This window comes from Luteitalea sp., assembly GCF_044337415.1.
In the GTDB taxonomy this organism is placed as follows: Bacteria; Acidobacteriota; Vicinamibacteria; order Vicinamibacterales; family Vicinamibacteraceae; genus Luteitalea.
Genome location: NZ_JBIINP010000030.1, coordinates 1 through 25,230, shown reverse-complemented (window position 1 = coordinate 25,230; position 25,230 = coordinate 1). Strand labels below are relative to the sequence as shown.

Sequence of the window (25,230 nt, the reverse complement as noted above, 5' to 3'; positions counted from 1 at the left end):
CTCCGACCGCGCCGCTATCCGATAGCGGCGGCCCAAGACACGCCGCCCTGCCTGTGCCGGTGAACGGCGGGATGGGGACATCCCGCCCTACCGTGGCGCTAGTTACCCGCCTTGGTGATCGGGGTGACGACCAGCTTGCGGATCGACACCTTCGAGTGATCGCCCTGGACCATGATCGGCCCCGGCGCCAATTCGTCGGCGTCCATCGCGCCGCCGGTGATGGCCGGCAGCAGCGCGTTGTCGTGCACCGTCTTGCCGTTGAGCACCGCGGTCACGCGGTTGCCGACGACGATGGCCTCGAGGATCTGCCACTCGTCCGGGGGATTGCCGGCGTAGACGTCGGCGCGCTTCCACCCGTAGATGTCCATGAGCAGCCCGGGGTAGCTCGTGGTGCGGCCCTCGGGGTTCAGCATCAGCTGCAGTTCATACCGCCCGCGCAGGTAGATGCCGCTGTTCTGGCCTGCGCCGAGGTTGAACTCGAAGGCGACCTTGAAGTCCTTGAACTTCTCCTTCGTGTGCGGGTTGCACGTCGAGCGCTCGCCGCGCGCGGGCACCCCGTTCGAGAGGATGCCGTCGGCAATCGTCCAGCGATCGACGCACGAGTTCGGCGTGCCGTCGCCGAGGCCGGCCCATGTCTCCTTGGCCACGCCCGGCCCCACGATCACCACGGGCGTCCCGTAGGCGTGCTTGCCGTTGGCGTTGGACGGCGGGAACTGCGGCTGGCGCACACCGACCCAGTTGACGGTCTGCGCTGCCGGCTGCGGACGCGGCGTTGCGCCCGCCGGCAGCGGGCACGGCGTGCCAGGGGTCTCGTGATGCCCGACGAGCTTGCCGCCCTCGAGCTTGGCACGGTACAGCGGCCCGCACGCGGGCTTGGGCAGCTTCTCGGCGCCGCCGCCGTACTGCCACTGCAGCTCGCCGTCGACGACCTTGATCCACGACACGGGCGTGGCGTGGCCGCCGCGATCGAGGAACATCGCCTGCAGTTGCCCGTCGACGTCCTTCACGTCGAGGAAATACACCCCGCGGGCGTTGCCCGTCGGCGTGATGTTCCACCGACCGACGTAGGGATTCTGCTGTTGGGCCGACAGGCCCACCACCGCCGCCACACCGAGGGCAGCGAGTGCCAACGCGGACTTGACCGAAACGTGCATGCGAGTTCCTCAGGAGGGATGGCGAGGGCGCGGCCACACGCGGCCGGGCCCTCGCCGACGAGCGGGACTGACTGCTACTTCTTCTTGACGCCGAGCGCGTCGAGCTTGGCGATCATCGCCTGCCCGGCAGACGCCGGGCTCACCTGCCGCTCGATGTCGGCGATCTTCCCGTCGGGACCGATGTAGAAGGTCCAGCGCGCGGCGAACCGCTGTTCGGGCGGACGGTCGGTGCGGATCACGCCGTACTTCATCGCCGTTGCCTTGGACGGGTCGGCGAGGATCGGGAAGTCCGCCTCGTGCATCTGCGCGAACTTCGTGTTGTCTTCAAGGCTGTCGACGCTGGCCATGAAGTACGTGATGTCGTAGGTCTTCAGGATCGGGCCGCTCTCACGGAGCGACTTGCATTCGGCCGTTCAACCACCGGTGAAGGCCTTCGGGAACCAGGCGAGGACGACGGTCTTCCCCCGCAGTTCCGACAGCTTGTGTGTCTTGCCGTCGGATCCCGGCAGCGAGAAGTCGGGCGCCACGTCGCCCACCTTCAGCTCTGCCGAGTACTGTGGTGCAGGGGCGGGTGCCGCTGCGGGGGCCGGCGCCTGTGCTGCCGCGGGTGACGCGCCGAGGCACGCCACGAGGCAGAGGGACAGGAGTCTGGGCATGCGGCGATGGTAGCACCGACCGACGGCCGGTGGTCCCGCGACGTCTCAGTTGGCGACGGGAGGACGCTTCGGCGAGGTCGACCCGAACATGTACTTGCCGCCGAACGTGAAGGCGTTGCTGGCGCCCTTCATGTCGTTGGCAAAGAGCCCATAGGCCGACGAGCGGTGATGGACGCGGAGCATCGCCCCCCAGTGCGGGTGCGACGGCAGGCTCACCGTGGTCTCGAACAGCAGGTAGGCCATCAACTGACGGCTCTGCCCCTTCCAGTAGATCTCGAACGGCGGCACCTCGCTGGCCCACGACACCCCCGCGCCGAGCGTCAGGCTCGTGTCGAGCTTGCGGTCCCAGGGGAAGCGGTTCCAGGTGCTCGTCGAGAGGCCATTGAGCTCCCAGTGGTCCTGGCGCAGTACACCCTCGCCGTCGAAGTGCTTGGCGAGTTGCCCCTCGAAGCCCCACTCCATGTCCTTCCACAACCGCGCCTGGCGACGCGACACGGCGACGGCGAAGAGCTTGTTGTCGAAGCGCGTGGCGCGGAACTGCAGCACGGGCGCGATGTTGTCGTCGGTGAGCCAGCCGGTGTACACCGACACCGCCCACTGCGGGCGCAGGCGCGACGGCGTCGCGTCCGGCCCGACCGGTGGCGGTGTCGTGCTGGCCGCCACGGCCTCACCCTGCGGCGTCGGGGCCACCGGCGCCGGCGGCTGGGACGCCGCGGGCGTGTCCGCGGGGGCCACGGGTGCCTGCTGCGCCGCCAGGCACACCGGCAACGCGCAAGCCATGACAAGGGCGAGCGTTCCTCGAATCAGCATCGACGCGGTGCGGCACACGGGCGCCGCCAGCGGCCGTCCAGGACGGGGCACGGCCGCCCCGGCAGTATGGCGTGGCGTCCGTGCACGCGGCGGTGATCTTTCGGGCAGGCTCGACCTAAGTGCAGGTGCGAGCGACGTCGAAATGGGTGCGTTCCGCTACAGGCGCCCGAGGGCAATCATGGCGACAACGACGATCGCGGCGCCGATGCGCCACCAGCCGAACACGGCGAGCGGCCGGCGCTGGAGCCAGTTGACCATCCAGACGACCGACAGCATCGCCGACAGCCAGGCCGCGACGAACCCGATCGCCATCGCGCCGGCTCCGTAGGCCTGCAGCATCGCCTCGCCACCGTCGAGCAGCTTGTACACCGTGGCGATCCCCAGCGTGAGCAACCCGAGCAGGAACGAGAACTCGACCGCGGCTGCCAGCGACAGGCCCGCGGCGATGGCCCCGAGGATGGTCGCGAAGCTGCGACTCACACCCGGCCACAGCGCGGCGCACTGGCACAGGCCGATGATCACGGCCGCGCGCAGCGGCACGTGGTCGAGCGGCGCGCCACCCGGCGCGAGGCGTGGCGACACGTAGAGGATCAGCACGCCGCCGACCGCCCAGGCGATCGCAACGGGCAGGGCGCCGAACAGGTAGCCCTCGATCAGGTCATCGAAGAGGAAGCCCATGATCGCGAAGGGCAGGAACGCCACCCCCACGCTGACCGCCAGGCGCAGGCCCGCCGGGTCGCGGCCCACGACCCCGAGCAGCATCGACAGGATGCGGCGCCAATACAGGAGGAGGACCGCCATGATCGCGCCGCCCTGGATGAACACGGCGAACGCGTTGGCCGCCTCGCTGGCCTCGATGCCCAGCAGGCGCTGGGTCACCAGCAGGTGGCCGGTCGAGCTGACCGGGAGGTATTCCGTGAGTCCTTCAACGAGGCCCAGGACCAGGGCTTGCCAGGCATGCACGCGGCTCGATCATCGCACGCGCGGCGCGAACACGACCCGGCCGAACCGCTCCGGGTCGTGGAAGCCGCGGTCGGGCTGCGTCGGTGACCATGCCGCGTACTCATCGTCGGCGCGCAGTTGCTGCAGGGTCGCCTCGATGGCGGCCTTGCGGTCCTCGCTGGCCGTCCGCCGCTCGTCCACCAGCGCATCGATGCGCGCGGCCTTGTCCACGCCGCCAGGCCGCGTGATCCGGTAGAGCCCCACGCGCCAGGTGTCGCCCGCCGACGGCGGACCACTCACGCCGGCGCCCGCCAGCGAGGCCCACGGAATCGCCATCTCGGTCACCCACCCCTCGGCGTGTCGGGCCACGGCCGTCTGCAGCCCGGCGGCGTCCCAGCGCCGAGCCTCGGGTCCGCCCGCGCGCGGCGCGGCGATGAGCAGGTCGACGACGACGTTCAGCGGGCTCACTTCGATCTCGGCGTACTGCCGCCCGTCGCCATCAGGGTCGAGGAACACCTCGACGACCTCCTCCTCCCACAGCCGGGCGTCGCGCTCGGTGTACCGCCCCCAGGCCTCGCGACCGCTCGAGGCGAACGCGACGTACAGGTGCGTGTCGTCCCAGAGCAGCGCAGCCTCGGTGGGGAAGGCCGGCGGCGTGTCCGGCGCCGTGATCAGGCGGAAGGCGCCGACGCGCGGCGCCAGCGTCCAGGCCGGTTCGTCGAGCCTGCCGTCGATGCGGATGGCCTCGCCGATGCGCCGGGCGTGGTGGGTCGGCACGGCGTCTTGCGCGCGGGCGGCGAGCGGGACGACGGTCCAGAGGCCGAGCGCGAAGCAGACGGCAGCCCTCATCGCGCGCTCGCGTCGCCGTCGAACTCGCGTCCGGGCGGCGGCTGCTCGAGTCCCACCTGCCCTGCAGCGATCGCCGCGCGGGCGTAGCTCTCGGGACGAATCGGCGCGCCGTACATGCCGCGCAGCATCGCCAGTTGCCCGACATGCGTCAGCGCATCGGCGAGCGGACCCTGGATGAGCCGCTCCGCGGCGCCGTCGGCCAGGGGTTGCTGCAATTGCGTGTCGAGCGTGGCCAACCGCGTCGTCCAGCGCTCGACCTCGACGTCCCAGTCTGCCGAGGCGCCTGGCACCCAGGCGCCCTGCCCTCGAGTGAACGAGATGGACCAGTCGAGCAGGTCGCCCATGTGTCCGAGGATGCCAACGGGCGTGCGCGTCGCGTCGCCGAACGTGGCCTGCGGGAAGTCGGCAGGCACGTCGCGCAGCACCTTGGCCGAGCGATAGGCCAGCGTGGCGAGCAGGTGCCGCAGGGTCGCGCGCGTCGAATCGTCAGGAGGCAGCATGGGAAGAGACGGGTACCGGGTACCGGGTACCGGGTACGGAACAGGCTACGGCCTACAGGCTACAGGCAGCCTGGCGCCCGCAGCCTGTGGCCTCTGGCCTGTCGCCGACGTCAGGGGGTCATCGCCTTCTCGAGGAAGGCGCGCCGCTCCGGAGTTGCCACGGGCATCGGTCCCGGCTGCTCGCCGAGCCGCATCGTGGTGTGCGCGCTGGGGGCCCAGGCCGGCCACTGCGGGAGGCCGGCGCCGTTCGGGTTGCCGGTCTTCGCGAAGTTGACGAAGTAGCGCGACATGCGGTCCGACACGGTGCGGTCGATCGGCTCCCAGGCGCGCTTGCCGCGGCCGATGGTGCCGAACGCGTACGGCACCTCCGACGTATGGTGCGCGCCGAACTCGGGATGCTCCGGCCAGGGCGTGACGCGGTCGAAGTAGTAGGTGTAGACGGTGCGGCTCGACTTCACCTGCGACGCTGCCCAGCGGTCCATCGTCACGCGCGTGCGGTCGCGCCCGGCGGCCTTGCGCGCTGCGGCCACATCGGCGTCCGACGCGGCCGGGTACAACGCGAGGAAGGCCTGGGCCTGCGCCCCCCAGGCCTTCTCGGCGTCGGCCTTCCAGGCCTCGAGCGTCGCCTGCGGGGCGGGCCCGCCGAGCCCGCCGCCGTTGGTGCCGATGTCGTCGGCCGTGAAGCCGACCATCACGGGCACCTGCGACGCGGGTTCCTCGATGGCGATGACGCGGCCGTCCATCAGCGGCCAGGCCGGCGGCACGGCGTTGCCCTTGCTGACGGCAGGCGCGATGAAGGTCGCGGCGGGCAGCGCGCGGAGGTCGGCGAGCCCGGCCGCGCCGTGCGCCGCCGCGAACTTCACGCCGGCGGCTTCGCGGTCGGCCAGCGAGCCACCGCGCCCGGGCCCCGACCCGCTGATGAGCCCGGGGCCGGCCATGCCGATGGCACGAGCGAAGAGCCCCTGCGCCATGGGCGAGCGCATGAGCATCGCCACCGACACCCCGCCCGCCGACTGCCCGAAGATCGTGACGTTCGCGGGATCGCCGCCGAACGCGGCGATGTTGTCGCGCACCCAGCGCAGCGCGGCGACCTGGTCGAGGATGCCGTAGTTGCCGGAGACGCCGAGCGGCGATTCCTTCGTGAGCTCGGGATGCGCCAGGCCGCCCAGCACGCCGACGCGATAGTTGAGGCTCACCACCACCACGCCACGCGCCGCCAGCGGCGCGCCGTCGTACACGCTCACCGCGCTCGACCCCTCGTTGAAGCCGCCGCCGTAGATCCACACCATGACCGCGGCGGGCCGCGTGCCGCGCCGCGCCGGTGTCCAGACGTTGAGGTTGAGGCAGTCCTCGCCCACCGCGTTCTGGGTCATGTACTCCTCGGTCCACGGGAGCCGCGATCGCGCCTGCGCCTGCATGCAGCTGGTGCCGAAGTCGGTCGCCTGACGCACGCCGCTCCAGGCCGGCGCCGGCTGCGGCTCGCGCCACCGCCACGCCCCCACGGGCGCGGCCGCGTACGGGATGCCGAGGTAGGCGCTGACGCCCGCGACGCTTCCAGCGGTGCCTGCGACCTGGCCGTGTGTGGTCTTCACCACGCGCGGCGGCACATCCTCGTGCGCGCGCGGCACGACGATCAGGGCAGCCAGCACGAAGACGAGTGCGCCGGAACGCAGCAACGGAATCGAAGGCATGGGCGGGACCTCGCGGCGCATCATACCGCGCGCCCCGCCACGATCAGGGACGCTCGATCAGGTAGGCGATGCGCGACAGGCGCCGCTCACCCATCACGCGGGCGACCACGCCCAGGAAGCGCTGCAGCCCCTCGAACCGCTCGAGGCCTTCCACCGCCTCGAGTTCGTCGCGGTACGCCTCGCGGGCGTCGCGCCAACGCGCCGCCATCCGTGCGCCGCCCTCGCTGAGATCCTCGCGGCACAGCAGCCGCAGGCCGGCCTCGGCGATGAACCGCTCGTTGGTGCCGTCGGGCACGAACAGGAACCGACCAATCGACGCACGCACGGCGACCTCCTCGTTGGTCACCGGCCCGGTCACCACCACCGGATCGGTGAACAGCGCGCGACCGCCAGGACGGAGGACGCGATGCCACTCGGCGAGCACGTGCGCGCGCTGCACCATGTGACACATCGCGTCCATGGAGACGATGGCGTCGAAGGTCGCCGCATCGAACGGCAGGGGGTGATCCACGTCGGCGACGCGGAATTCGGCGCGCGTGTCGCCGGCGGCGGCCGCCTGGGCCGTAGCAGCCTCGATCCCGTGGGGATTGAGGTCGATGCCCGTCACGCGGCAGCCGGTCACGCGGGCCAGGTGCAGCGCGGGTCCGCCCGAGCCGCAGCCCACATCAAGGGCATGCGCCTCGTCGGACAGGCCCAGCCACTCGATGAAGGTGGCGTACTCCTCTACAGAGACCCAGCCGCTCTGCCCGATGTCGATGCCGTAGGTCCGCGCCCGGACGTCGGCGAGCACCCGCGCCGAGAAGTGCCCGTATGCGCTGTCGTAGAGGTCGACGCGTGGCTGCATGCCGCCAGTGTACCGGCGGGCCTCAGCGCGTCGGCAGGGACAGGCGGGCGGCGGCCGCCCGTACGGCGTCGGCCGTGATCGCGAGGTGTGAGGTGTGCCAGGCGACCTGCCCGTCGTGCACCAGCAGCATCTGTGGCGACTGGTGGCGGACGCCGAGTCGTTCCGCGATGGCGTTGCTCACGGGGCGGCTGCGCTGCACGGACACCAGATGCACCGGCACGTCGAAGGTGGCGTCGGCGACCAGCGCCTCCACCTCTTCGTGTGCCTGCAGGGACAGGCCACACGTCTCGCTGTGCTTGAACAGCAGGACGGGGCGGGTGCGGGACTCGGCCAGCAGGGCGTCGAGCGCCTCGAGGGTCGTCAGGAGCGTCACGATCTCAACGATAGCCGATACCGGCGCTCACGCCGACTGCTCCAGAGCGTCCTTGAGGATGCCGAGGCGCCGCAACTCGTCGTCGAGCGCGGCCCGCCGGAGGGGCTTGGAGAGATAGCCGTCCATGCCGGCCGCCAGGCACCGCTCGGCATCGCCCGCCATGGCGTGCGCGGTGAGCGCCACGATCGGCACGCGCAGCCGCTGCGCCGACGCCTCGGCGGCGCGAATGGCCGCCACGGCCTCGAAGCCGTCCATCTCGGGCATCTGGACGTCCATGAACACCACGTCGAAACTGCCGCGCCCCCACGCCTCGACGGCCTCGCGTCCGTTGTTGGCCAGCACGACCTCGCACTGGCGGGCGCGCAGCATCCCCTGCACCACGCGCTGGTTCACCGGGTTGTCCTCGGCCACCAGCACCCGCAGGAGCGGCGGCACCGCCTGCACTGCCTGGAGCGGTCGCCCCTCCAGCCCCGGGCCGTCCGTGACGGAGGAGCCGGGCGCCGACGCGGGCTGACGGGCGACTGACGGGCTTGCGGGGACGCGCGACGAGCCGAGTGCCGCGGCCGCCAGTGCCGCCACGGCCGTCCGGCGGAGCGGCTTCACGAGGGTGCCGGCCAGTGGCGGCCCGGCCGTGCCCGGCGACTCGGCCGTGCTGAGCATCGCCACGATCGTGGGCACACGCCCGTCGACGGTGAGCCGCAGCAGGTGGGGGTCCTCGAGCGCGGCACCGTCGGCGAACACGGCGTCGGCCGTCGGCAGGGCCGGCAGCGCGTCGGCCACGTGCGCGACCGCCCGGACGCGGGCGCCCCAGCCGGTGAGCCATCGCCGCAGCACGTCGCGCGAGGCCGGCTGCGCGTCGATGATCACCACGGTGCGCTCCGACAGCGTACCCGGGGAGAGGTCCGAGGCGAGCGGAACGCCGGGCGAGACGAGGAGCGGCAGGTCGAAGGCGAACGTGCTGCCTTCGCCGAGGACGCTCTTCACGGCCAGGGTGCCGCCCATCAGGGCGACCAGCCTGGCCGAGATCGTCAGGCCCAGGCCGGTCCCGCCGAACACGCGCGTCGTCGATCCGTCGGCCTGCGTGAAGGCCTCGAAGATGGCCTGCTGTCGCTCGGGTGCGATGCCCACACCGGTGTCCTTGACGGCGAAGCAGAGGCGCGCATCCCCATTTGGCGCGGTGCCGAGTCGCACGTGCAGCTGGACCGAACCGGTCAGCGTGAACTTGACGGCATTGCCGAGCAGGTTGATGAGCACCTGGCGCAGCCGCCCCTGGTCGCCGAGGACGTGTTCGGGCAGGCCAGGCGCCGGGTCGCACACCAGGTCGAGCCCACGCTGGTGGGCCCGGACCGCCAGCGCGCTCAGCGCGTCGTCGATCGCCGAGGGCAAGGAGAAGGGCACGACTTCCACGTCGAGCCGCCCGGCCTCGATCTTCGAGAAGTCGAGCACGTCGTCGATCACCGAGAGCAGCGCCTCGGCGGAGCGGCGGATCGTCTCGACGTAGTCCCGCTGGAGCGGGTCGAGGTGCGTCTCGAGCGCGAGCTCGGTCATGCCCAGCACGCCGTTCATCGGCGTCCGGATCTCGTGGCTCATGTTGGCCAGGAACTCGCTCTTGTAGCGGTTGGCCGCCTCGGCGCGCTCCTTGGCCTCGCGCAGCTCGGCCGTCCGCAGCAGCACGGTCTGCTCGAGGCCCTCGCGGTGCTGCTGCAACTCGCCGTAGAGCGAGCCGATCTCGCGCACCATGTCGTTGAACGCCGTCACGAGCACGCCGACCTCGTCGGTGCGTTCGGCCGCCGGGAGGGCGATGTCGAAGCGTCGCGAGCGGCTCACTTCGGCCGCCGCGTCCGAGAGCTGCCGTAGCGGCAGCACCAGGGGGCGCTGCAGCAGGGCGCCGAGCGCCCACGCGACGGCGAGCGACACCACGAAGACGCCCCCGAAGATCGCCAGCATGCCGGTCAGCCGCGCCTGCAGTTGCCGCTGGTCGGCCAGCACCACGAGGCGGCCGACGCAGCCGCCCTCGTTGCAGATGTCCCGGCCCACCTGGATGGTGCCCACCGAGAAGACCGTCCCCGGCGCGGGCGCCGTGCGGGGCGGCGCCGCGGCGCCCGCCGCGCGGTACTCGGTGATGAGCCCGCCGTCCTTGCCGTAGAGGGCGGCCGACAGGACGTCGTCGCGGGCGGACAGCGACGACAACGTCGCGTGCGCGACGTCGATGTCGCCGAAGGTCAGGGCGGCGTCGCTGTTGATGGCCACCAGACGCGTCACGCCCTCGAGTTCATTGGCGAGCTGGGCGCGCGCCGTCCTCGTGTCGTACGCCACCAGTCCCGCCCCTGTGAGGGCCAGGCCGCAGGCGCTGGCAGCCATGAGGACCAGCGTGAGGCGATGACGAAGCGACAGCCGAATGCGCATGCGCGAGAAAACCCGCTATCCCGTGTATCGGCGGGCATGGTCACAGGCGTGAGCGCCCCAGTTGCGGCTGGCGAATCGGCCCCGGGCAGCCGATTGCTAGGGCGACCGGGCCTGCCCGGCCCACGATGCCCGTGTCTTCCGGTCTCGCCACCCGTTCGATCTGCAGGTCCGTGCTGGTCGTCGCGATGCTCGCGGGCCTGGCGCTGGGCACCGGCGCGCACGACCTCGGCGAGCGGCAGCTCAAGGCCGAGATGATCGTCAGGATGCTCCGGCTGGTGAGCTGGCGCACGGCGCCGGCCGCCGACGCGACGGCGCCCCTGACCGTCCTGGTCATCGGCGACCCCGCCCTCGCGGATGCGCTCCGCGAGGCCGCCCAGGGGCAGCGCGTCGACCGCCGCCCGCTCGCCATCGCTGGTGTGGCGACCATCACCCAGCTTCCAGCGGTGCCGCCCGCCGTGGTGGTCCTCGCGGCCTCGCAACGCGCCTCGGCCCCGGCGCTGATCCGGAGCGTGGAACCCAAGGGTGTGCTGACGATCGGCGACGGCGAGGGCATGGGCCAGGCCGGGCTGGTCATCGGTGTCTACGTCGACGGCGACCGCATCCGCTTCGACGCCAACACGGCCGCCGCCGCCCGTGCCGGCCTGTCGCTCAGCTCCCATCTCCTTCGTCTCGCTCGCATCGTCGGGTGATTGCCATGCTGCGTCCCTCCCTCCTCCTCCTGCTTCTCTGCCTCGCGACCAACCCGGTCCTCGCACAGGCACCGTCCCCGCCCGGCAGCCCGCCGGATCCGGTGCCCGGCGACGCGCTCACCGGCCCGTCGCTCGAGGAGCTGATGACGATCAAGGTCGACACCGTGTCGGGCGCGGCCAAGCGCGAGCAGCTCGTCACCGAGGCCCCCTCGTCGGTGACGGTGGTCACCGCCCAGGAGATCGCCACGTACGGCTGGCGCACGCTCGCCGAGGTGCTGCGGGCGACGCGCGGCTTCTACGTGACCTACGACCGCAACTACGCCTACCTCGGGGCGCGCGGCTTCGGGCGGCCGACCGACTACAACAACCGTGTCCTCTTCCTGATCAACGGACACCGGCTCAACGACAACGTGTTCGACGCGGTCGGCATCGGCACCGACTTCCCCGTCGACATCCAGCTCGTGGACCGCATCGAGATCATCCGCGGCCCGGGCTCGGCGCTGTACGGCACCAGCGCGTTCTTCGCCGTGGTCGACGTCATCCTGAAGAAGGGCGCGGCCCTCGGCGGCGTCGAGGGCAGCGTCGAGAGTGCCAGCCTCGGGACCTGGCGGGCGCGCGGCTCCTTCGGCACCTCCGACGAGCGTGGCCACGACCTGCTCCTGTCGGTGTCGCACCTGACCAGTGATGGCGCGGCCGCGCTGCGCTATCCCGAGTACGACGACCCGATCACCGGCCCCGGCATCAGCGTCGGCGCGGACGGTGATCGCGCCAGCACGATGTTCGGCAGCGTCCGCCTGGGGGGACTCGCCATCGAGGGCGCCGTCAGCGAGCGCGAGAAGCACCTGCCGACCGGCGCGTGGGGCACGGTGCTGAGCGAACCGGGCTCGCAGACCATCGACAGCCGCGCCTGGGCGGGCGCCACCTGGCGCGGCGACGTGGGCGCCACGGCGCTGACCGTGCGTGGCTTCTACGACCACATGCGGTACGAGGGGGCCTACGTGAGTGAGGACTCGGCCTACACCGAGTTCGCCGGCGGCGACTGGCTGGTCGGCGAGATCACGGCCTCGCGCACGCTGTCGTCGCGGCATCGCCTGACCTACGGCTCCGAGTACCGCGAGCACCTCCGCCAGATGCAGGTGATCGACGAGGGGGCCGGCCCGTTCGAGGACAACCACCGGTCGCGGCAGCTGGGCCTCTACGTGCAGGACGAAATCCGGCTCGGTGGCAAGGTGAGCGCGGTGCTGGGCGCACGGGCGGACTACTGGACCCTCGACGGTTGGAGCGCCCACCCGCGCCTCGGCCTCGTGGTGCGCCCCGACGCCGACACGGCCCTCAAGCTGCTGTACGGCGGCGCCTATCGTGCCCCCAACGCCTACGAGCGCTTCTACACGCAGGACGGCTTCCTCGCCAATCCGGCGCTGAAGCCGGAGACCCTGCGCACCAGCGAGGCGGTGGTCGAACGTTACGTGGGCGGCAGGCTCCGGCTGTCGGCGTCCGCGTACGTCACCCGCATCGATTCGCTGATCTCGCAGGTCGCGCTCGACGACGAGCTCGCGACCTCGGCCAATGCCTCGTCGGCCCACGCCGTGGGCGGCGAGTTCGAGGCCGAGCGCCGCTGGGTCAACGGGCTCCTGATGCGCGGCAGCCTGGTGCTGCAGGACGTGGATGCCCCCCCGACGCACGTGCGGCTGTCGAACTCTCCGGGGACCCTCGGGCTGTTCCGGATGGAGACGCCGGTCGGCACGCGCCGGGCCACGCTCGCGCTCGACTGGCAGTACGTGGGCGAGCGGATCACCGACCTCGGCGCGACGGCCGACGCCTACGCGCTGACCAACCTGACGCTCCGTGTCACGCCACGCGGCATGCGCGGCGCCATCGCGGCCTCGGTGTACAACCTGTTCGATACGGCCTACGCCGATCCGGTCGGCGCGGAGTTCCGCCAGGAGCTGATCGGCCAGGACGGGCGGACGTTCTCGGTGCGGTTCACGGTGGGCTTCTAGCAGGTGGCTGACACAGCCAGCCACCTCTATTCAGAATTCACGATTCAGAATGGAGGGCTGCGATTCCGTTGAAGATCGGCGCCCTCTCCAGTCAGCGCTCTGAATCGTGAAGGACTGGGCCGAGCTCTTCAGCGCCCTGCCAGGGCAGCCCGGCCCGGGCGGTCGCTCGAGCGATCAGAACCGCACGTCGATGCCCACCCAGGCCGCGCGGGGTGCCCCCGGGCTCACGAAGCGGAACTCGTCGTCGTACGGCTCGCCGAGGAGTTCGGCATCGCCGAGCGTACCGAACGTCGCGTAACCCGTATCGAACAGGTTGGTGAGGGTGGCGACCAGCGACAGGCGCCGGCCCAGCCGCCACCGGGCCTGCGCGTCGACCGTCATGAACCCGGGGATCGTGTCGAGCAGGTTGGCCTCGTCGCCGCGCAGGTACTGGCCCGACTGCGCACGCCACTGGACGGCCACGTCGAGCGAGGACACCGGGCGGGCCGCGACCATCGCCCGCGCGAGGTGCCGCGGCACGCCGGGCAACGTGTCGCCATCCGCGACCGCCAGTTCGCCGCCATCGGCCTCGGGATGAAGGGGGCTGGGCACCGCGAGGTCGGCGCCGTACGTGGCGCGCTGGAACGCGTAGCTGCCAGACAGGGTCAGACCGGCGACGCGCCAGTCGGCGGCAGCCTCGACGCCCTGACGGCGCGTCCGCTCGATGTTCTCGAAGTGCCCCGTCCCGCGAAGCCGTCCGCTGCTGACGAAGATCAGGTCATCGCGCACGCGCGTCGCGTACGCAGCCAGGCTCCAGCTGCCCCGGGCCGCCTGCCCGCGCGCCCCGGCCTCGAGGGTGCTCGCCACCGGCATCGCCAGCGGCGGATCGGAGACGAACGCGTTGGGCAGCCGGCAGGGGTCCTCGGGGTCGGCGCACGTCAGCTCGACCGGCGTGGGCACACGCGAGGCCTGCGACACGCCCGCAAAGAGATTGAGCCGGTCGGTGGCATCCCAGGTGACGCCGGCCGACGGGTTGAGCCGCGCGAACGCGTGGTCGCCGTTCAGGTCGTCGCCGAGACGATCGCGGAGGACGACCGACGACCAGTTGGCGCGCGCCGACGCCGTCACGTGCACACGCGGCGTCAGGTCGACCGTGTCGCTCACGAACACCGACACCGTCCGCGTGCGCGCGTCGAGCCCGACCGCCGCCTCCGGATCGAGGATGCCGGTGCCGATGACTTCGCGCGCGTCGGTGAGGACACCGTCCTCGGCTTCGAACGCGAACCCACTCTCGGCGGCGTCGACCGACACGCCGAAGGTCGCGTGCTGCGTCCGGCCGGCCAGCGGCGCCGTCCACACGAGCTGGGCCATCAGGCCCCCCGCCAGGCTGTCGGTACGGCTACGGTTCAGCACGCCGCCGCCCTCCTCTTCCTCCTCCTCCTCCTCGTGCCCGCCGTCGTCATCGTCATCGTCGGCGGCGTCGCCGTTGAGCGTCCGGAGACGCGTATCGCGCACCGAGGCCATCGCCTCCAGCCTCAACGTCGGCGAGAACAGGTGGTCGGCCCGGCCGTTGACGGCGACCAGGTCGTGGTCGGTCCGGTCGGGATGCGTGAACACGGCCGTGGGCTCGTCTGCGAGCAGCGCCTCGGGGGCGGTGCCGTTGCCGGTCAGGTCGTTGCTGGCCACCGTCGACGCCACGTAGGCCATCGTCGAGGCTCCACGCCAGGAGCCTTTGCCGAAGACGCGACGCAGCGCGGACGGGGAGTAGTCACGCCACCCCTGCTCGTCGAGCCACGACCCGGCCATGAAGCCCGCCCACGGGCCGCGGGCGCCCCCCAGTTCGCCGTCGCCGCGGGCCCGCCCGAACGATCCGCCCGAGAGCGACACGCGGCCGCCAGGCGCCGAGAAGCCGTCGCGGGTGCGTGCCGAGATGGCGCCGCCGAGCGCATTCAGCCCGAAGAGCGGGTTGGACCCGGGCATCACGTTGATGGTCTCGAGGGCGGCCGGCGGCAGCGCATCCCAGTTCATCACGTCGCCGAACGGCTCGTTGACGCGCATGCCGTCCACGTAGACGGCCAGCCCTTCGGAGGCGCCGAGGAGCGGCGACGCCGTGAAGCCGCGAAAAATCACGTCTGGCTGGAAGAGGCCGCCCTGCGCCTCGCTCGCCTGCAATGTGGTGAGTCCCTGCGTGAGCAGCGCGGCGAGGTCGGTGACCGGGCCAGGCGCCGTCCGCGCGTCGATCACCTGCACATTGGCCGGCAGGTGGGTCCGCGGCACGCCCGAGCCGTGCAGCGGCGTCACGGCGACCACGTCGACGGTCTCGGCGGCCCTGGGCGCCTTCGGCGATGGGGCCCCAGGCGCAGTCGGGTCGGACGGCGGTCGCGGCACCTGCGCGGACGCGAGCGCCGGGAGGAACACGAGCATGGCCGCGAGTGCAAGGCGCATCCGTTGATTCTAGCCACTCCCGCAGTGGCGCACGACCGGGAAACGTGTCACCCTTTTCAGTCGTACACGCGTCGATAGCCACGACAGGATCGGGCGCCCACGCGGCTGCCCGGGTCCAGGGAGACACGGACACATGAGAGTTGGGTCAGCATGGGTCGCCGCGGCGGCGATCGGGGTGGCGCTGTCGGTGAGCGTCCGCGCCACCGAAGGGCCGCATCAGGCGCCGGCGCAACCGCCGGTCATCGAAGGTCACGGGGGGCCGCCCCCGGCAGGGGCGCCGGCGCCGCAAGCCCCGGCCACCACGCCGGCGCCCCGCCCCGCGGGCGGCCCGGGTGGGCCAGGCGGGCCCGGCGGCGGGCAGGGACGCTTCCCGGCCCAGCAGCGCCCGAAGGGCAATCCCGACGTGATCCAGCGCGGCCGCGGCATCTTCGCGGGCGCCTGCGGTCCCTGCCACGGCGCCGACGCGCGCGGCGGACAGCTGGGCGGGCCGAACCTGCTTCGCTCTGAACTGGCCCTGAACGACAAGGCCGGCGAGCTGCTGTATCCGGTCATCAAGAACGGGCGGCCCGGGACGCAGATGGTGGCGAGCCCGCTGCCCGACGAGGACATCCGTGCGGTCATCGCCTTCGTGCACGACCTGCAGAGCAAGATCGGCGGCCAGGGCAACCCGCCCCCCGGCGAGGAAGTGAAGCTGGACATCCTCGTCGGCGACGCCAAGGCCGGCGCGGCCTACTTCACCGCGAAGTGCGCCAGCTGCCACTCGGCCACCGGCGACCTCGCAGGCCTGGCGACGCGGTACGCCGACCCGAAGCAACTGCAGAACGTGTGGGTGTCGGGCGGTCGCGCCATCGCGCGCGGCGGTGGCGTCATGCGGCCGGCAGGCGGGACGCCGCGGGCGTTCACGACGGCCACGGTCACGCTGCCGTCGGGCGAGAAGGCCGCGGGCCGGCTGCTGCGCATCGACGACTTCTCGGTGACGATCGCGCAGGCCGACGGTTCGCCGCGCACCTACCGCCGCAACGGCGACACGCCGAAGGTGGAGATTGCCGATCCGCTCGAGGGCCACATCGCGCTGCTGCGCGTGCTGACCGACGCCGACATGCACAACGTGACGGCCTACCTGGTGACGCTGAAATGAGAACGCCCCGCCTGATCCTGACGATGTCCCTGCTGGCCCTGCCGATCGTGCTGGCGGGCCAGGGGCCGGCGCCGACCACGGCGCCCGCACCCTCGCTCGACCCGAAGCGCCTCGTGCAGCCGCTCGGCGAGGACTGGCCGACGTACTCCGGTGACTACACCGGCAAGCGCTTCAGCCCGCTCACGCAGGTCGATCGCACGAGCGTCAAGCGCCTCTCGCTGGCCTGGACGGCCAGGCTCACGGCCGGCACTGGCGCCGGCGGTGGCGGCGGCCGCTTCCGCTTCGGCGGTGGCGCGCCGGTGATCGTCGGCGGCAACGGCCCCGACAACCTGCCCGCCGTGCCGGCCAACGTCAAGGGCACGCCGCTGATGGTCAACGGCACCCTCTACGTGACGACGCCCGACAACACCTGGGCGATGGATGCGCGCGACGGCCGCGAGCTCTGGCACTACTTCTGGCGCACCAAGGGCAGCACGCCGATCGCCAACCGCGGCGTCGGCATCTGGCGCGACTACCTGTACTTCGTCACCCCCGACAACTTCTTCGTGTCGCTCGACGCGAAGACGGGCAAGGAACGCTGGAACAAGGAGCACGCCGACTTCGACCAGCAGTACTTCTCCACGATGGCGCCCATCGTCGTCGACAACCACCTCCTCCTCGGCACCGGCAACGACATCGACTCGCCCGGCTACATCCAGTCGTTCCATCCCGAGACCGGCGAGGTGCAGTGGCGCTTCTACACCGTGCCGATGAAGCAGGGCGATCCCGGCCTCGACACGTGGCCGAACCTCCAGTCGGCCAAGTACGGCGGCGGCCACCCCTGGCTGCCGGGCGTCTACGACCCGGAGACGCGCCTCTACATCTTCGGCACCGGCAACCCGATCCCGGCCTACACGGCGGGCCGCGGCGAGGGCGACAACCTCTACACGTGCTCGCTCGTGGCGGTGAACGTCGACACCGGCAAGATGGTCTGGGCCTTCCAGACCTCGCCGCACGACATGCACGACTGGGACTCGGCGCAGACGCCGATCCTGTTCGAGGGCATGGTCAACGGGAAGATGCGCAAGCTGGTGTCGACGGCCGCGCGCAACGGCTACTTCTTCACGATCGACCGCGTGACCGGCGAGCACCTCGTCACGACGAAGTTCGGCGGCGACGCCAACTGGGCCAAGGAGATCGACAAGAAGGGCGCCGTGCGCCGCAACCCGGTGAAGGACCCGACGGTCCCGGGCGCGCTCACCAACCCGACCTCGGGCGGCACGATCAACTGGGAACCGCCGGCCTACTCGCCGCTCACCAAGCTGTTCTACGTGACCGAGCGCAACGGCTACTCGATCTACTACCTCACCGATCCCGACCCGCGCGGCTCCATGGGCCTCGGCGGCAAGGAGGAGGTCGCGGTCGGCAGCACGGGCAACTTCCTCACGGCCATCGACCCGACCACCGGCAAGGTGGCGTGGCGCCGGGCCTACCCCAGCACCACCGGGGCGGGCGGGGGCGGCGGCGGGTTGCTGGCCACGGCGGGCAACCTGGTGTTCGCCGGTGACGCCGGCGGCAACTTCGTGGCCTACGACGCCGAGACGGGCAAGCCGCTCTGGCACTCGCGCATCGGCAACGTGAGCAACGCGGCCATCAGCTACATGCTCGACGGCCGGCAGCACATCCTCGTCGCCGCTGGCGACACGCTGTACGCCTTCGCGCTGTACGAGTAGGGCTCCCCAGGTGTAGCCGTCGGCCTTGGCCGACGGTCGACCTGAAGGTCGACCGCCACGGATCGATCGGTTCGTGGGCGTCGACCTTCAGGTCGACGCCTCCCTCCCCTACCTCTTCTTCAACACCTTCCGCGCGTTGTCGCGGTACACCTTCCGCAGGATCCCGTCCGGCAGGCCGAAGCCGTGATACGGCCAGTGGTACAGCCGCAGGGTCTCCAGGTAGAAGTGCTCGTCCTCGGTCTCGAGGATGCGGAACGTCGAGCGATACATCTCGGCCTCGGTGCCCATGTCGGTGCCGTACAGCAGGCGATCCTGGTACTTCTCGTAGAACTTCCGCATGGTGCGCGGGATCGGCGACGTCTCGCCGAAGCGCGCCGCGATGTCGGCGTAGAGGTTGGGTGACGCGTCGAGCATCCTGGCCAGCATCGACAGGTCCGACGTCGTGTTGGCGAAGTGACAGGCGATGAACGTGGTGCGCGGGTGCTTCTTCACCGCGCGGGCCAGCGTCGCAATCACCTCGTCGTGGCCGAGCACCGCCGGGTCGGCCGGAATCTTCCACTTGAAGGCGTTCATCAGGCCGTCGTTGGACGAGTCCATGGCTTCGTACATCCACTGGTCCTCGCCGACGTGGATGTTGACCGGCAATCCGAGGTCGGCCAGCTTCTCGAAGATCGGATCCATGCGCGGGTCGTCGACGTGCATGCCGCCGGAGTTGCGCAGGCCGCGCCCCTTGTCGCTCAACTCGCCGACGCCGCGGACGCCGAGCTTCACGCCGCGCTCGAGTTCGGCGATGACGCGAGCGGCAAAGTCCGGCTGGTCCGCACCACTCAGGTCGAGGCCCGACCAGACCTCGAAGCGCCCTGGATGCGCCGAGAACAGCGCGATGGCGTCGTCGAGTCGCTTGCCCGTGCCACCGACCATGACGATGGTCTTCTCGATGCCCACCTCGTCCATCGTCTTCACCCACGCGGCCACCGCCTCGGGGGTCTGCACGTACGCATGCGAGTGGATGTCGATGACGGGGAACTTCGCCTTCGGCACGAGGGTCTGGGGGATGCGATAGATGGACGTCGGACGGTAGTCCTTCAGCAGCAGCTGATCCGGCGGCGTGGGAGGCGCGGGTGACTGGGCAAGGGCTCCGGCGACGGTCGAGACCATCGCGGAGGCCGCAAGGAGGAGGCGCAGGCGGGTCAGCATGGCCGCCATTATTGTCGAGGCGCGATCACGGCGGGGTGGGACACCCCGCCCTACCTCTGTAACAATGCGCGGATGAGGATTTCCTTCTCATCCGCCTCCCCGCTTCTGGCCGTCGCCGTGTTCGCGCTGGCGGCCGCCTGCGGCCGGGCCCCCGAACCAGCGGCCGAGCGCACACCGGCGCCGCCTGCCGCGGCCCCCACAGCGCCCGCGGCCCCGAGGCTGTACGTCTCGAACGAAACGCAGGGGCAGGTGCTGGTCATCGATCCCGTCACCCGACAGGTGCTGGAACGCATCTCGGTCGGCAAGCGCCCCCGGGGGCTCAAGCTCTCGAAGGACGGCACGAAGCTCTATGTCGCCCTCTCGGGCTCGCCCATCGCGCCGCCCGGCGTCGACGAGTCCACCCTGCCGCCGCCCGATCGCTCCGCCGACGGCGTGGGCGTCATCGACCTCACGACACGCACGGTGGCGCGCCGCTACGACAGCGGCCAGGACCCGGAGAGCTTCGACCTGTCGCCCGACGGACGCACGCTGTACGTCTCCAACGAGGAGACGGCCGAGATGACGGTGCTCGACCTCGAGTCCGGCGCGATCAAGGCTCGCGTCAAGGTCGGCGAGGAACCCGAGGGCGTCACCGTCAGCCCGGACGGCCGCACCGTGTGGGTGACCTGCGAGGAAGAGCACGAGATCGTGGGCGTCGACACCACGACGCTGAAGGTGATCGGCCGCGTCAGGACCGCCAAGCGGCCGCGCACCATCGTGTTCACGCCCGACGGCGCGATCATGTTCGTGACCGGCGAGTTCGGCTTCGCCGTGTCGGTGGTGGATGCCGCGACCAGGAAGGTCGTGAAGACCATCGACCTGCCGGCCGGCGAGGACGGCAAGCTGCCCGCGCGCCCGATGGCGGCGGTCCTCTCGGCCGACGCGAAGACGCTGTATGTGTCAAACGGTCGAGGCCGATCGGTGTCGGCCATCGACGTGGCCACCCGGACGGTCACGCGCACGTACGCCGAAGTCGGCGAGCGCCCGTGGGGTCTCGGCCTGAGCCCCGACGGCCGCACGGCCTACACCGCCAACGGCCCGGGCGCGGACGTCTCGCTGCTCGACCTCACCTCGGGAACCGTCACCAAGGTCGCGACCGATGGGAGTCCGTGGGGGCTCATCGTCGGAGCAACTCGCTGAGCGAGAGGACATGCGTGCCCGTGAAGGCTTTCTCCTGGTCGTCGTCGCCGTCGCGCTCGCGGCGGCTCGTCCCGTGACCCTGCCCGCCCAGGCGCCGCCCCCCGCGGCCGCCGAGACGTGGCGCTTCGACCGGCTCGACCGCGTGGGCGATCGAGCCGTGACACGGCTGGGCGAGCCTCGCCTCGTCGACTCGCCGCTCGGCACGGTGGTCGAGTTCGATGGCGTGGACGACGCGCTGATGGTGGAGGGACATCCGCTGGCCGGCGCGGAGACGTTCACGTGGGAGGCCGTGTTCCGGCCCGACGGCGGCGCGCGCGAGCAGCGCTGGTTCCACCTGCAGGAAGACGGATCGGACAACCGCCGGCTGTTCGAGATCCGCGTCGCGGGCGAGGAGTGGTTCCTCGACGCCTTCGCCTTCAGCGACGGCAAGGAAAAGGCGCTCATCAATCGCCAGGCGCTGCACCCGGTGGGACGCTGGTACCACGTCGCCGCCGTGTACGACGGCACGACATTCAGCAGCTACGTCGATGGCGTGAAGCAGCTCGACTTCCCGCTGGAGATCGCGCCGCTGAAGGCCGGCCGCACGTCGGTCGGCGTGCGCATCACGCTGGTCAACTACTTCAAGGGCGCGATCCACTCCGCCCGCTTCACGCGGCGTGCGCTCGCACCCGCGGAGTTCGAGGGCAGACAGCGGTAGGGCGGCGTGTCCCACGCCGCCGCTGTGAATGGCGGCGCGGTGGGACACCGCGCCCTACCTGTGAGGCATCGCGGCATTGTCACGGCGCGAGTTGCTCGGCCAGGCCGAGCAACTCGCGCTCATACGCGAACACGCCGGGCAGGCCGCCAGTGTGCATGAACAGCACCTGCTCGCCGTCGCGGAAGTGGCCCTCGCGCGCCAGGCCGATGAGGCCCGCCATGATCTTGCCGGTGTAGACGGGATCGAGGATCACGCCTTCCGTGCGCGCGAGCCACTGCGTCGCCTCGACCATCCTCGCGTTCGGCACGGAGTACTTCGGCTGCCAGTAGCCGCCGACGCACCGCACGGCCTCGCGCGGCACGGTGACTCCGGTGCCGAGCAGGTCGTGGACGGCCTGTGCCTCCTTCAGCACGAGCGGCACCTGGTCGTCGGGATCGCGACTCACGCCGATGCCGGTCAGGACGGTGTCGTAGCGATGCCCGACGACGCCCGCCAGCATGCCGCCGTGCGTGCCTGAACTGCCGGAGCCGACGATGACCTGGTCGAAGCGCACGCCCATGTCGAGGCTCTGCGCCATCAGTTCCTGCACGCAGGCGACGTAGCCGAGTCCGCCGATGGCGTTCGACCCGCCGCCGGGAATGATGTAGCCCTTCCGTCCCTCCGAGGCGAGCGTCCCGAGTTCCCGCTGCATCTCGGCGGCCATGTCGGTACCCGCCGGCACCACCCGGATCGACTCGACGCCCATCAACCGGAACAGGAAGTGGTTGCCGCTCGCATCCTCGCGAAAGCTGTGCGGCACGCGCTCCTCGATCACGAAGCGGCACCGCAGCCCTTCCTTCACGGCGGCCGACAGCGTGATGCGGCAGTGGTTGCTCTGCGGCGCGCCACATGTCACGAGCGTGTCGGCGCCCTGCGCCAGCGCGTCGGCCACGAGGAACTCGAGCTTGCGCGTCTTGTTGCCACCGGGGAACAACCCGAGCATGTCGTCGCGCTTGATCCAGATGTCGGGGCGATGGCCCGCCGGGCACTGCTCGGCCAGCGCCGCCGTGAAATGCGGCAGCCGCTCGATGGGTGTGGGCCCCTGGGTGTACCGACGACGAGGGAAACGCGACAAGTCCATGGCACGACACCTTACCGCACGCAGGGGCTGGGCGAGCCGAGCGTCGACGCCCACGAACGGAACACCGGGTACCGGGTGCCGGGTACCGGGTTCGGGCGTCAGGCTGCCTGCAGCCCGTACGCCCGTAGCCTGCCCTTGCGACTGCCGACTGTCGACTACCGGTTCTTGCTGACCTCACTGCCGACCGCCGACTGCCGACTGCCGTCCCCCGTACCCGGTACCCCGTACCCGGTACCCGGCCCTCCCTGTCATATGACACCTGCCGTGCTTGCACGGCGCGCGCATGGCGACGAGGATGTCGACATGTCGCGACGACACGAGCGAATGGCGAAGTGTGGCGGGGGGCGTCGTATGTGCGCCTGTTGTTGCCCCACCATGCTCCTGCTTCCGTGCCTCGTCGAGACCACGTGCTGATGCCCCGTCCCTGAGACCGTCAGCCATCGTTGCCGCCGCAGCCCGGGAGTACCCCTTCCGGGCTTTCGTGTATCTGCGGCCATCGGTGTCTCCCGGGGCCGCGCTTCAGGACATTCCCATGCGACCAGTGGACCTTCGCGCTCTTGGCACGACGCGCCGCGACACGTCGGACCACGCCGCGCCCCCGAGTACTCCCATGGCCCACGCACACGACCTGCAGGATCTGGACGCCACGGCCTCCACACTCGAGGCCCTCGACCTGCCCGGCCGACTGCGACTGGTGGCAGAACGCTACCCCGGCGCCGTCGCGTTCTCGACATCACTCGGCCAGGAAGATCAGGTGATCACCGATGCGATCTGGACGCACGACCTGCCGATTCGCATCTTCACGCTCGACACCGGCCGCCTGTTCGAGGAGACGCACGCGCTCATCGACGCCACGCGCGAGCGCTACGGGCGCTCCATCGAGGTCTTCTTTCCCGACGCCCCAGAGGTCGAGGTGTTCGTGCGCGACCGGGGCCACAACAGCTTCCGCGCGTCGGTCGACGACAGGAAGGCCTGCTGCGAGTTGCGCAAGGTGAAGCCCCTCGCCCGCGCCCTGCAGGGCGTGCGCGTGTGGATCACCGGGTTGCGCCGCGAGCAGTCGGCCAATCGTCAGGGCATGCGCGTGCTCGAGTGGGACGAGGGCTACGGCCTGCTGAAGCTCAACCCGCTCATCGACTGGTCCCTCGACGAGGTGGTCGCCTACCTCGACGAACACGACGTGCCGGACAACCCGTTGCACGCGCAGGGCTTCGTCAGCATCGGCTGCGCCCCCTGCACGCGCGCCATCGCGCCGGGCGAAGACCCGCGCGCCGGTCGCTGGTGGTGGGAGTCCTCCAAGAAGGAGTGCGGGCTTCACCGCGTGATCGCACCGCCGAGCGCCCGGGGGACGCAGGAGCACTCATGAGCAAGCTGAACGTCGAACAGGTCAAGGCCGACAGCCACGGGCTCCGCGGCACGCTGCCCGACGACCTCGAGAGCGCCGACGCCTGCCTCAGCGAGGCCGGCAAGGTGCTCATCAAGTTCCACGGGTCGTACGAGCAGACCAATCGTGACAAGCGGGGCGCCACCGCGAAGGAATACGCCTTCATGGTGCGCAGCAAGCTGCCGGGCGGCCGGCTCACGGCCGCACAGTACCTCGCGCACGACGACATCGCCACGCGCCTGGGCAACGGTACGCTGCGCATCACGACGCGCCAGGGCATCCAGTTCCATGGCGTGGTCAAGGGTCACCTCCGCGACACGATCCGTGGCCTGAACCACGCGCTCGTCACCACCTTCGGCGCCTGCGGCGACGTCGTCCGCAACGTGATGTGCTGCCCGGCGCCTTCCAGCGACCCGCGCCGCGAGGCGGTGCAGCGCATCGCCGACCAGCTGAGCGCCGCCACGCTGCCGCGGACGAAGGCCTACCACCAGATCTGGGTCGACGGCGAGGCGATCGTCGCCGACGAGGAGGATCCGCTCTACGGCACGACGTACCTGCCGCGCAAGTTCAAGGCCGCGATCGCCTTCGCGGGCGACAACTGCATGGACATCTTCACGAACGACGCGGGGCTCATCGCGTTGTTCGACGGCGATGCGCTGGCCGGCTTCAACGTCGTGGCTGGCGGCGGCATGGGCGTGACGCACAACAAGGAGGCGACGTTCGCGCGCCTGGCCGACGTGATCGGCTTTGTGGGCCCCGAGCACGCCGTCGACGTCGTGAAGGCCATCGTGACGGTGCATCGCGACTTCGGCGACCGCACCAACCGCAAGCACGCGCGGCTCAAGTACGTGCTCGAGGAACAGGGCGTGGAGTGGTTCCGGCGCGAGTTGCAGGCGCGGGTGCCGTTCCCCATCGAACCGGCTCGCCCGATGCCGGCCTTCGTGGTACACGACCACCTGGGCTGGGCGTCGTACGCGCCCGGCCGCTGGAGCCTCGGCCTGCCTGTCGACAGCGGGCGCATCGCCGACGTGGGCGCCGTGCGGCTGCGGACCGGCATCCGCGAGGTGGTGGCGCGCGTCGGCGCCAGCGTGCAGCTGACCGCGCAGCAGAACATCCTGCTGTCGGACATCCGCGACGAGGACCGCGAGGCGGTCGAGGCGCTGCTCGACGCGCACGGCATCGTGACGGTGGACCGGATCAGCGGTGTCCGCCGCAACAGCCTGGCCTGCCCGGCCCTGCCGACCTGCGGGCTCGCCATCAGCGAGGCCGAGCGCGTGCTGCCCCGCGTGATGGGCGACATCGACACGGCGCTGGCCGACATCGGCCTGCAGGGACTCCCCCTCGTGTTCCGCATGACGGGCTGCCCCAACGGCTGCGCGCGCCCCTACGTGGCCGAGGTGGCGCTCGTCGGACGGTCGCTGGACAAGTACCTGCTCTACCTCGGCGGCAACGCCGCCGGCACGCGCCT

Annotated in this window: 21 protein-coding genes; 8 read left to right on the top strand and 13 right to left on the bottom strand. The window is 71.1% G+C overall.

What is annotated here, in order from left to right; all coding sequences use genetic code 11:
- Window positions 1-98: 98 nt before the first annotated feature.
- From ACIRDX_RS07645 to ACIRDX_RS07600, 10 genes are all read right to left on the bottom strand, one after another.
- Window positions 99-1,154, bottom strand: a complete 1,056-nt coding sequence (locus ACIRDX_RS07645) for a DUF1080 domain-containing protein (protein WP_396624816.1) — start codon at window positions 1,152-1,154, stop codon at window positions 99-101.
- A 74-nt stretch (window positions 1,155-1,228) separates the two neighbouring features.
- On the bottom strand, window positions 1,229-1,810 hold the full coding sequence (locus ACIRDX_RS07640; RefSeq protein WP_396624815.1) for a peroxiredoxin: 582 nt from the start codon (window positions 1,808-1,810) through the stop codon (window positions 1,229-1,231).
- 45 nt (window positions 1,811-1,855) lie between these two features.
- Window positions 1,856-2,590, bottom strand: a complete 735-nt coding sequence (locus tag ACIRDX_RS07635) for a hypothetical protein (protein WP_396624814.1) — start codon at window positions 2,588-2,590, stop codon at window positions 1,856-1,858.
- Between the two features lie 186 nt (window positions 2,591-2,776).
- Complete coding sequence (locus ACIRDX_RS07630; RefSeq protein WP_396624813.1) at window positions 2,777-3,583, bottom strand: undecaprenyl-diphosphate phosphatase; 807 nt, start codon at window positions 3,581-3,583, stop codon at window positions 2,777-2,779.
- 9 nt (window positions 3,584-3,592) lie between these two features.
- Complete coding sequence (locus ACIRDX_RS07625) at window positions 3,593-4,411, bottom strand: carbohydrate-binding family 9-like protein (RefSeq protein ID WP_396624812.1); 819 nt, start codon at window positions 4,409-4,411, stop codon at window positions 3,593-3,595.
- Window positions 4,408-4,911: a hypothetical protein gene (locus ACIRDX_RS07620; RefSeq protein ID WP_396624811.1), complete on the bottom strand. Its 504-nt coding sequence runs from the start codon at window positions 4,909-4,911 to the stop codon at window positions 4,408-4,410. The genes ACIRDX_RS07625 and ACIRDX_RS07620 overlap by 4 nt, the downstream gene beginning before the upstream one ends.
- 110 nt (window positions 4,912-5,021) lie before the next feature.
- Window positions 5,022-6,602, bottom strand: a complete 1,581-nt coding sequence (locus ACIRDX_RS07615) for a carboxylesterase/lipase family protein (RefSeq protein ID WP_396624810.1) — start codon at window positions 6,600-6,602, stop codon at window positions 5,022-5,024.
- A gap of 43 nt (window positions 6,603-6,645) precedes the next feature.
- Window positions 6,646-7,446, bottom strand: a complete 801-nt coding sequence (locus ACIRDX_RS07610; RefSeq protein WP_396624809.1) for a class I SAM-dependent methyltransferase — start codon at window positions 7,444-7,446, stop codon at window positions 6,646-6,648.
- 22 nt (window positions 7,447-7,468) lie between these two features.
- Entirely contained in the window at window positions 7,469-7,819 is a 351-nt protein-coding gene (gene ytxJ, locus ACIRDX_RS07605) for a bacillithiol system redox-active protein YtxJ (RefSeq protein ID WP_396624808.1), read from the bottom strand.
- Between the two features lie 27 nt (window positions 7,820-7,846).
- A complete protein-coding gene (locus ACIRDX_RS07600) occupies window positions 7,847-10,225 on the bottom strand; it encodes a response regulator (protein ID WP_396624807.1) in 2,379 nt (792 codons plus the stop codon).
- Window positions 10,226-10,356: 131 nt separating this feature from the next.
- Between ACIRDX_RS07600 and ACIRDX_RS07595 the strand changes: the two genes are divergently transcribed.
- Both ACIRDX_RS07595 and ACIRDX_RS07590 read left to right on the top strand, forming a co-directional pair.
- Window positions 10,357-10,914, top strand: a complete 558-nt coding sequence (locus tag ACIRDX_RS07595; RefSeq protein WP_396624806.1) for a YfiR family protein — start codon at window positions 10,357-10,359, stop codon at window positions 10,912-10,914.
- A gap of 5 nt (window positions 10,915-10,919) precedes the next feature.
- On the top strand, window positions 10,920-12,914 hold the full coding sequence (locus ACIRDX_RS07590; RefSeq protein WP_396624805.1) for a TonB-dependent receptor plug domain-containing protein: 1,995 nt from the start codon (window positions 10,920-10,922) through the stop codon (window positions 12,912-12,914).
- A gap of 174 nt (window positions 12,915-13,088) precedes the next feature.
- Here ACIRDX_RS07590 and ACIRDX_RS07585 read toward each other — a convergent pair whose 3' ends face one another.
- On the bottom strand, window positions 13,089-15,338 hold the full coding sequence (locus ACIRDX_RS07585; RefSeq protein ID WP_396624804.1) for a TonB-dependent receptor: 2,250 nt from the start codon (window positions 15,336-15,338) through the stop codon (window positions 13,089-13,091).
- Window positions 15,339-15,471: 133 nt separating this feature from the next.
- Here ACIRDX_RS07585 and ACIRDX_RS07580 point away from each other — a divergent pair, with 133 nt between their 5' ends.
- On the top strand, window positions 15,472-16,476 hold the full coding sequence (locus tag ACIRDX_RS07580) for a c-type cytochrome (protein ID WP_396624803.1): 1,005 nt from the start codon (window positions 15,472-15,474) through the stop codon (window positions 16,474-16,476).
- Window positions 16,473-18,188 (top strand): acido-empty-quinoprotein group A, encoded by a 1,716-nt coding sequence (locus ACIRDX_RS07575; protein ID WP_396624802.1) that lies wholly within the window; start codon window positions 16,473-16,475, stop codon window positions 18,186-18,188. Before ACIRDX_RS07580 ends, ACIRDX_RS07575 begins: the two co-directional genes overlap by 4 nt.
- Window positions 18,189-18,296: 108 nt before the next feature.
- Here the strand turns inward: ACIRDX_RS07575 and ACIRDX_RS07570 are convergent, their stop codons facing one another.
- Window positions 18,297-19,385, bottom strand: coding sequence for an amidohydrolase family protein (locus tag ACIRDX_RS07570; protein WP_396624801.1), 1,089 nt, complete (start codon window positions 19,383-19,385; stop codon window positions 18,297-18,299).
- Between the two features lie 72 nt (window positions 19,386-19,457).
- On the opposite strand from ACIRDX_RS07570, the gene ACIRDX_RS07565 reads away from it, so the two are divergent.
- Complete coding sequence (locus ACIRDX_RS07565) at window positions 19,458-20,564, top strand: beta-propeller fold lactonase family protein (RefSeq protein ID WP_396624800.1); 1,107 nt, start codon at window positions 19,458-19,460, stop codon at window positions 20,562-20,564.
- A 10-nt stretch (window positions 20,565-20,574) separates the two neighbouring features.
- Window positions 20,575-21,261: a LamG domain-containing protein gene (locus ACIRDX_RS07560; protein ID WP_396624799.1), complete on the top strand. Its 687-nt coding sequence runs from the start codon at window positions 20,575-20,577 to the stop codon at window positions 21,259-21,261.
- A gap of 79 nt (window positions 21,262-21,340) precedes the next feature.
- Here the strand turns inward: ACIRDX_RS07560 and ACIRDX_RS07555 are convergent, their stop codons facing one another.
- Window positions 21,341-22,381, bottom strand: coding sequence for a D-cysteine desulfhydrase (locus tag ACIRDX_RS07555; RefSeq protein WP_396624798.1), 1,041 nt, complete (start codon window positions 22,379-22,381; stop codon window positions 21,341-21,343).
- 610 nt (window positions 22,382-22,991) lie between these two features.
- Here ACIRDX_RS07555 and ACIRDX_RS07550 point away from each other — a divergent pair.
- Together ACIRDX_RS07550 and ACIRDX_RS07545 are read left to right on the top strand one after the other, a co-directional pair.
- A complete protein-coding gene (locus tag ACIRDX_RS07550; protein ID WP_396624797.1) occupies window positions 22,992-23,744 on the top strand; it encodes a phosphoadenylyl-sulfate reductase in 753 nt (250 codons plus the stop codon).
- Window positions 23,741-25,230 (top strand): NADPH-dependent assimilatory sulfite reductase hemoprotein subunit (locus ACIRDX_RS07545; protein ID WP_396624796.1); only part of this gene is annotated, 1,490 nt, incomplete at its 3' end. The genes ACIRDX_RS07550 and ACIRDX_RS07545, both read left to right, overlap by 4 nt.

What these genes read in the sequence shown, in the direction of transcription:
- ACIRDX_RS07635 (WP_396624814.1), bottom strand. Translation starts at nt 2,590, where the DNA reads ATGGCTTGCGCGTTGCCGGTGTGCCTGGCGGCGCAGCAGGCACCCGTG.
- ACIRDX_RS07550 (WP_396624797.1), top strand. Translation starts at nt 22,992, where the DNA reads ATGGCCCACGCACACGACCTGCAGGATCTGGACGCCACGGCCTCCACA.
- ACIRDX_RS07555 (WP_396624798.1), bottom strand. Translation starts at nt 22,381, where the DNA reads ATGGACTTGTCGCGTTTCCCTCGTCGTCGGTACACCCAGGGGCCCACA.
- ACIRDX_RS07625 (WP_396624812.1), bottom strand. Translation starts at nt 4,411, where the DNA reads ATGAGGGCTGCCGTCTGCTTCGCGCTCGGCCTCTGGACCGTCGTCCCG.
- ACIRDX_RS07580 (WP_396624803.1), top strand. Translation starts at nt 15,472, where the DNA reads ATGAGAGTTGGGTCAGCATGGGTCGCCGCGGCGGCGATCGGGGTGGCG.
- ACIRDX_RS07560 (WP_396624799.1), top strand. Translation starts at nt 20,575, where the DNA reads ATGCGTGCCCGTGAAGGCTTTCTCCTGGTCGTCGTCGCCGTCGCGCTC.
- ACIRDX_RS07585 (WP_396624804.1), bottom strand. Translation starts at nt 15,338, where the DNA reads ATGCGCCTTGCACTCGCGGCCATGCTCGTGTTCCTCCCGGCGCTCGCG.
- ACIRDX_RS07600 (WP_396624807.1), bottom strand. Translation starts at nt 10,225, where the DNA reads ATGCGCATTCGGCTGTCGCTTCGTCATCGCCTCACGCTGGTCCTCATG.
- ACIRDX_RS07570 (WP_396624801.1), bottom strand. Translation starts at nt 19,385, where the DNA reads ATGCTGACCCGCCTGCGCCTCCTCCTTGCGGCCTCCGCGATGGTCTCG.
- ACIRDX_RS07645 (WP_396624816.1), bottom strand. Translation starts at nt 1,154, where the DNA reads ATGCACGTTTCGGTCAAGTCCGCGTTGGCACTCGCTGCCCTCGGTGTG.
- ACIRDX_RS07615 (WP_396624810.1), bottom strand. Translation starts at nt 6,602, where the DNA reads ATGCCTTCGATTCCGTTGCTGCGTTCCGGCGCACTCGTCTTCGTGCTG.
- ACIRDX_RS07610 (WP_396624809.1), bottom strand. Translation starts at nt 7,446, where the DNA reads ATGCAGCCACGCGTCGACCTCTACGACAGCGCATACGGGCACTTCTCG.
- ACIRDX_RS07575 (WP_396624802.1), top strand. Translation starts at nt 16,473, where the DNA reads ATGAGAACGCCCCGCCTGATCCTGACGATGTCCCTGCTGGCCCTGCCG.
- ACIRDX_RS07620 (WP_396624811.1), bottom strand. Translation starts at nt 4,911, where the DNA reads ATGCTGCCTCCTGACGATTCGACGCGCGCGACCCTGCGGCACCTGCTC.
- ACIRDX_RS07590 (WP_396624805.1), top strand. Translation starts at nt 10,920, where the DNA reads ATGCTGCGTCCCTCCCTCCTCCTCCTGCTTCTCTGCCTCGCGACCAAC.
- ACIRDX_RS07565 (WP_396624800.1), top strand. Translation starts at nt 19,458, where the DNA reads ATGAGGATTTCCTTCTCATCCGCCTCCCCGCTTCTGGCCGTCGCCGTG.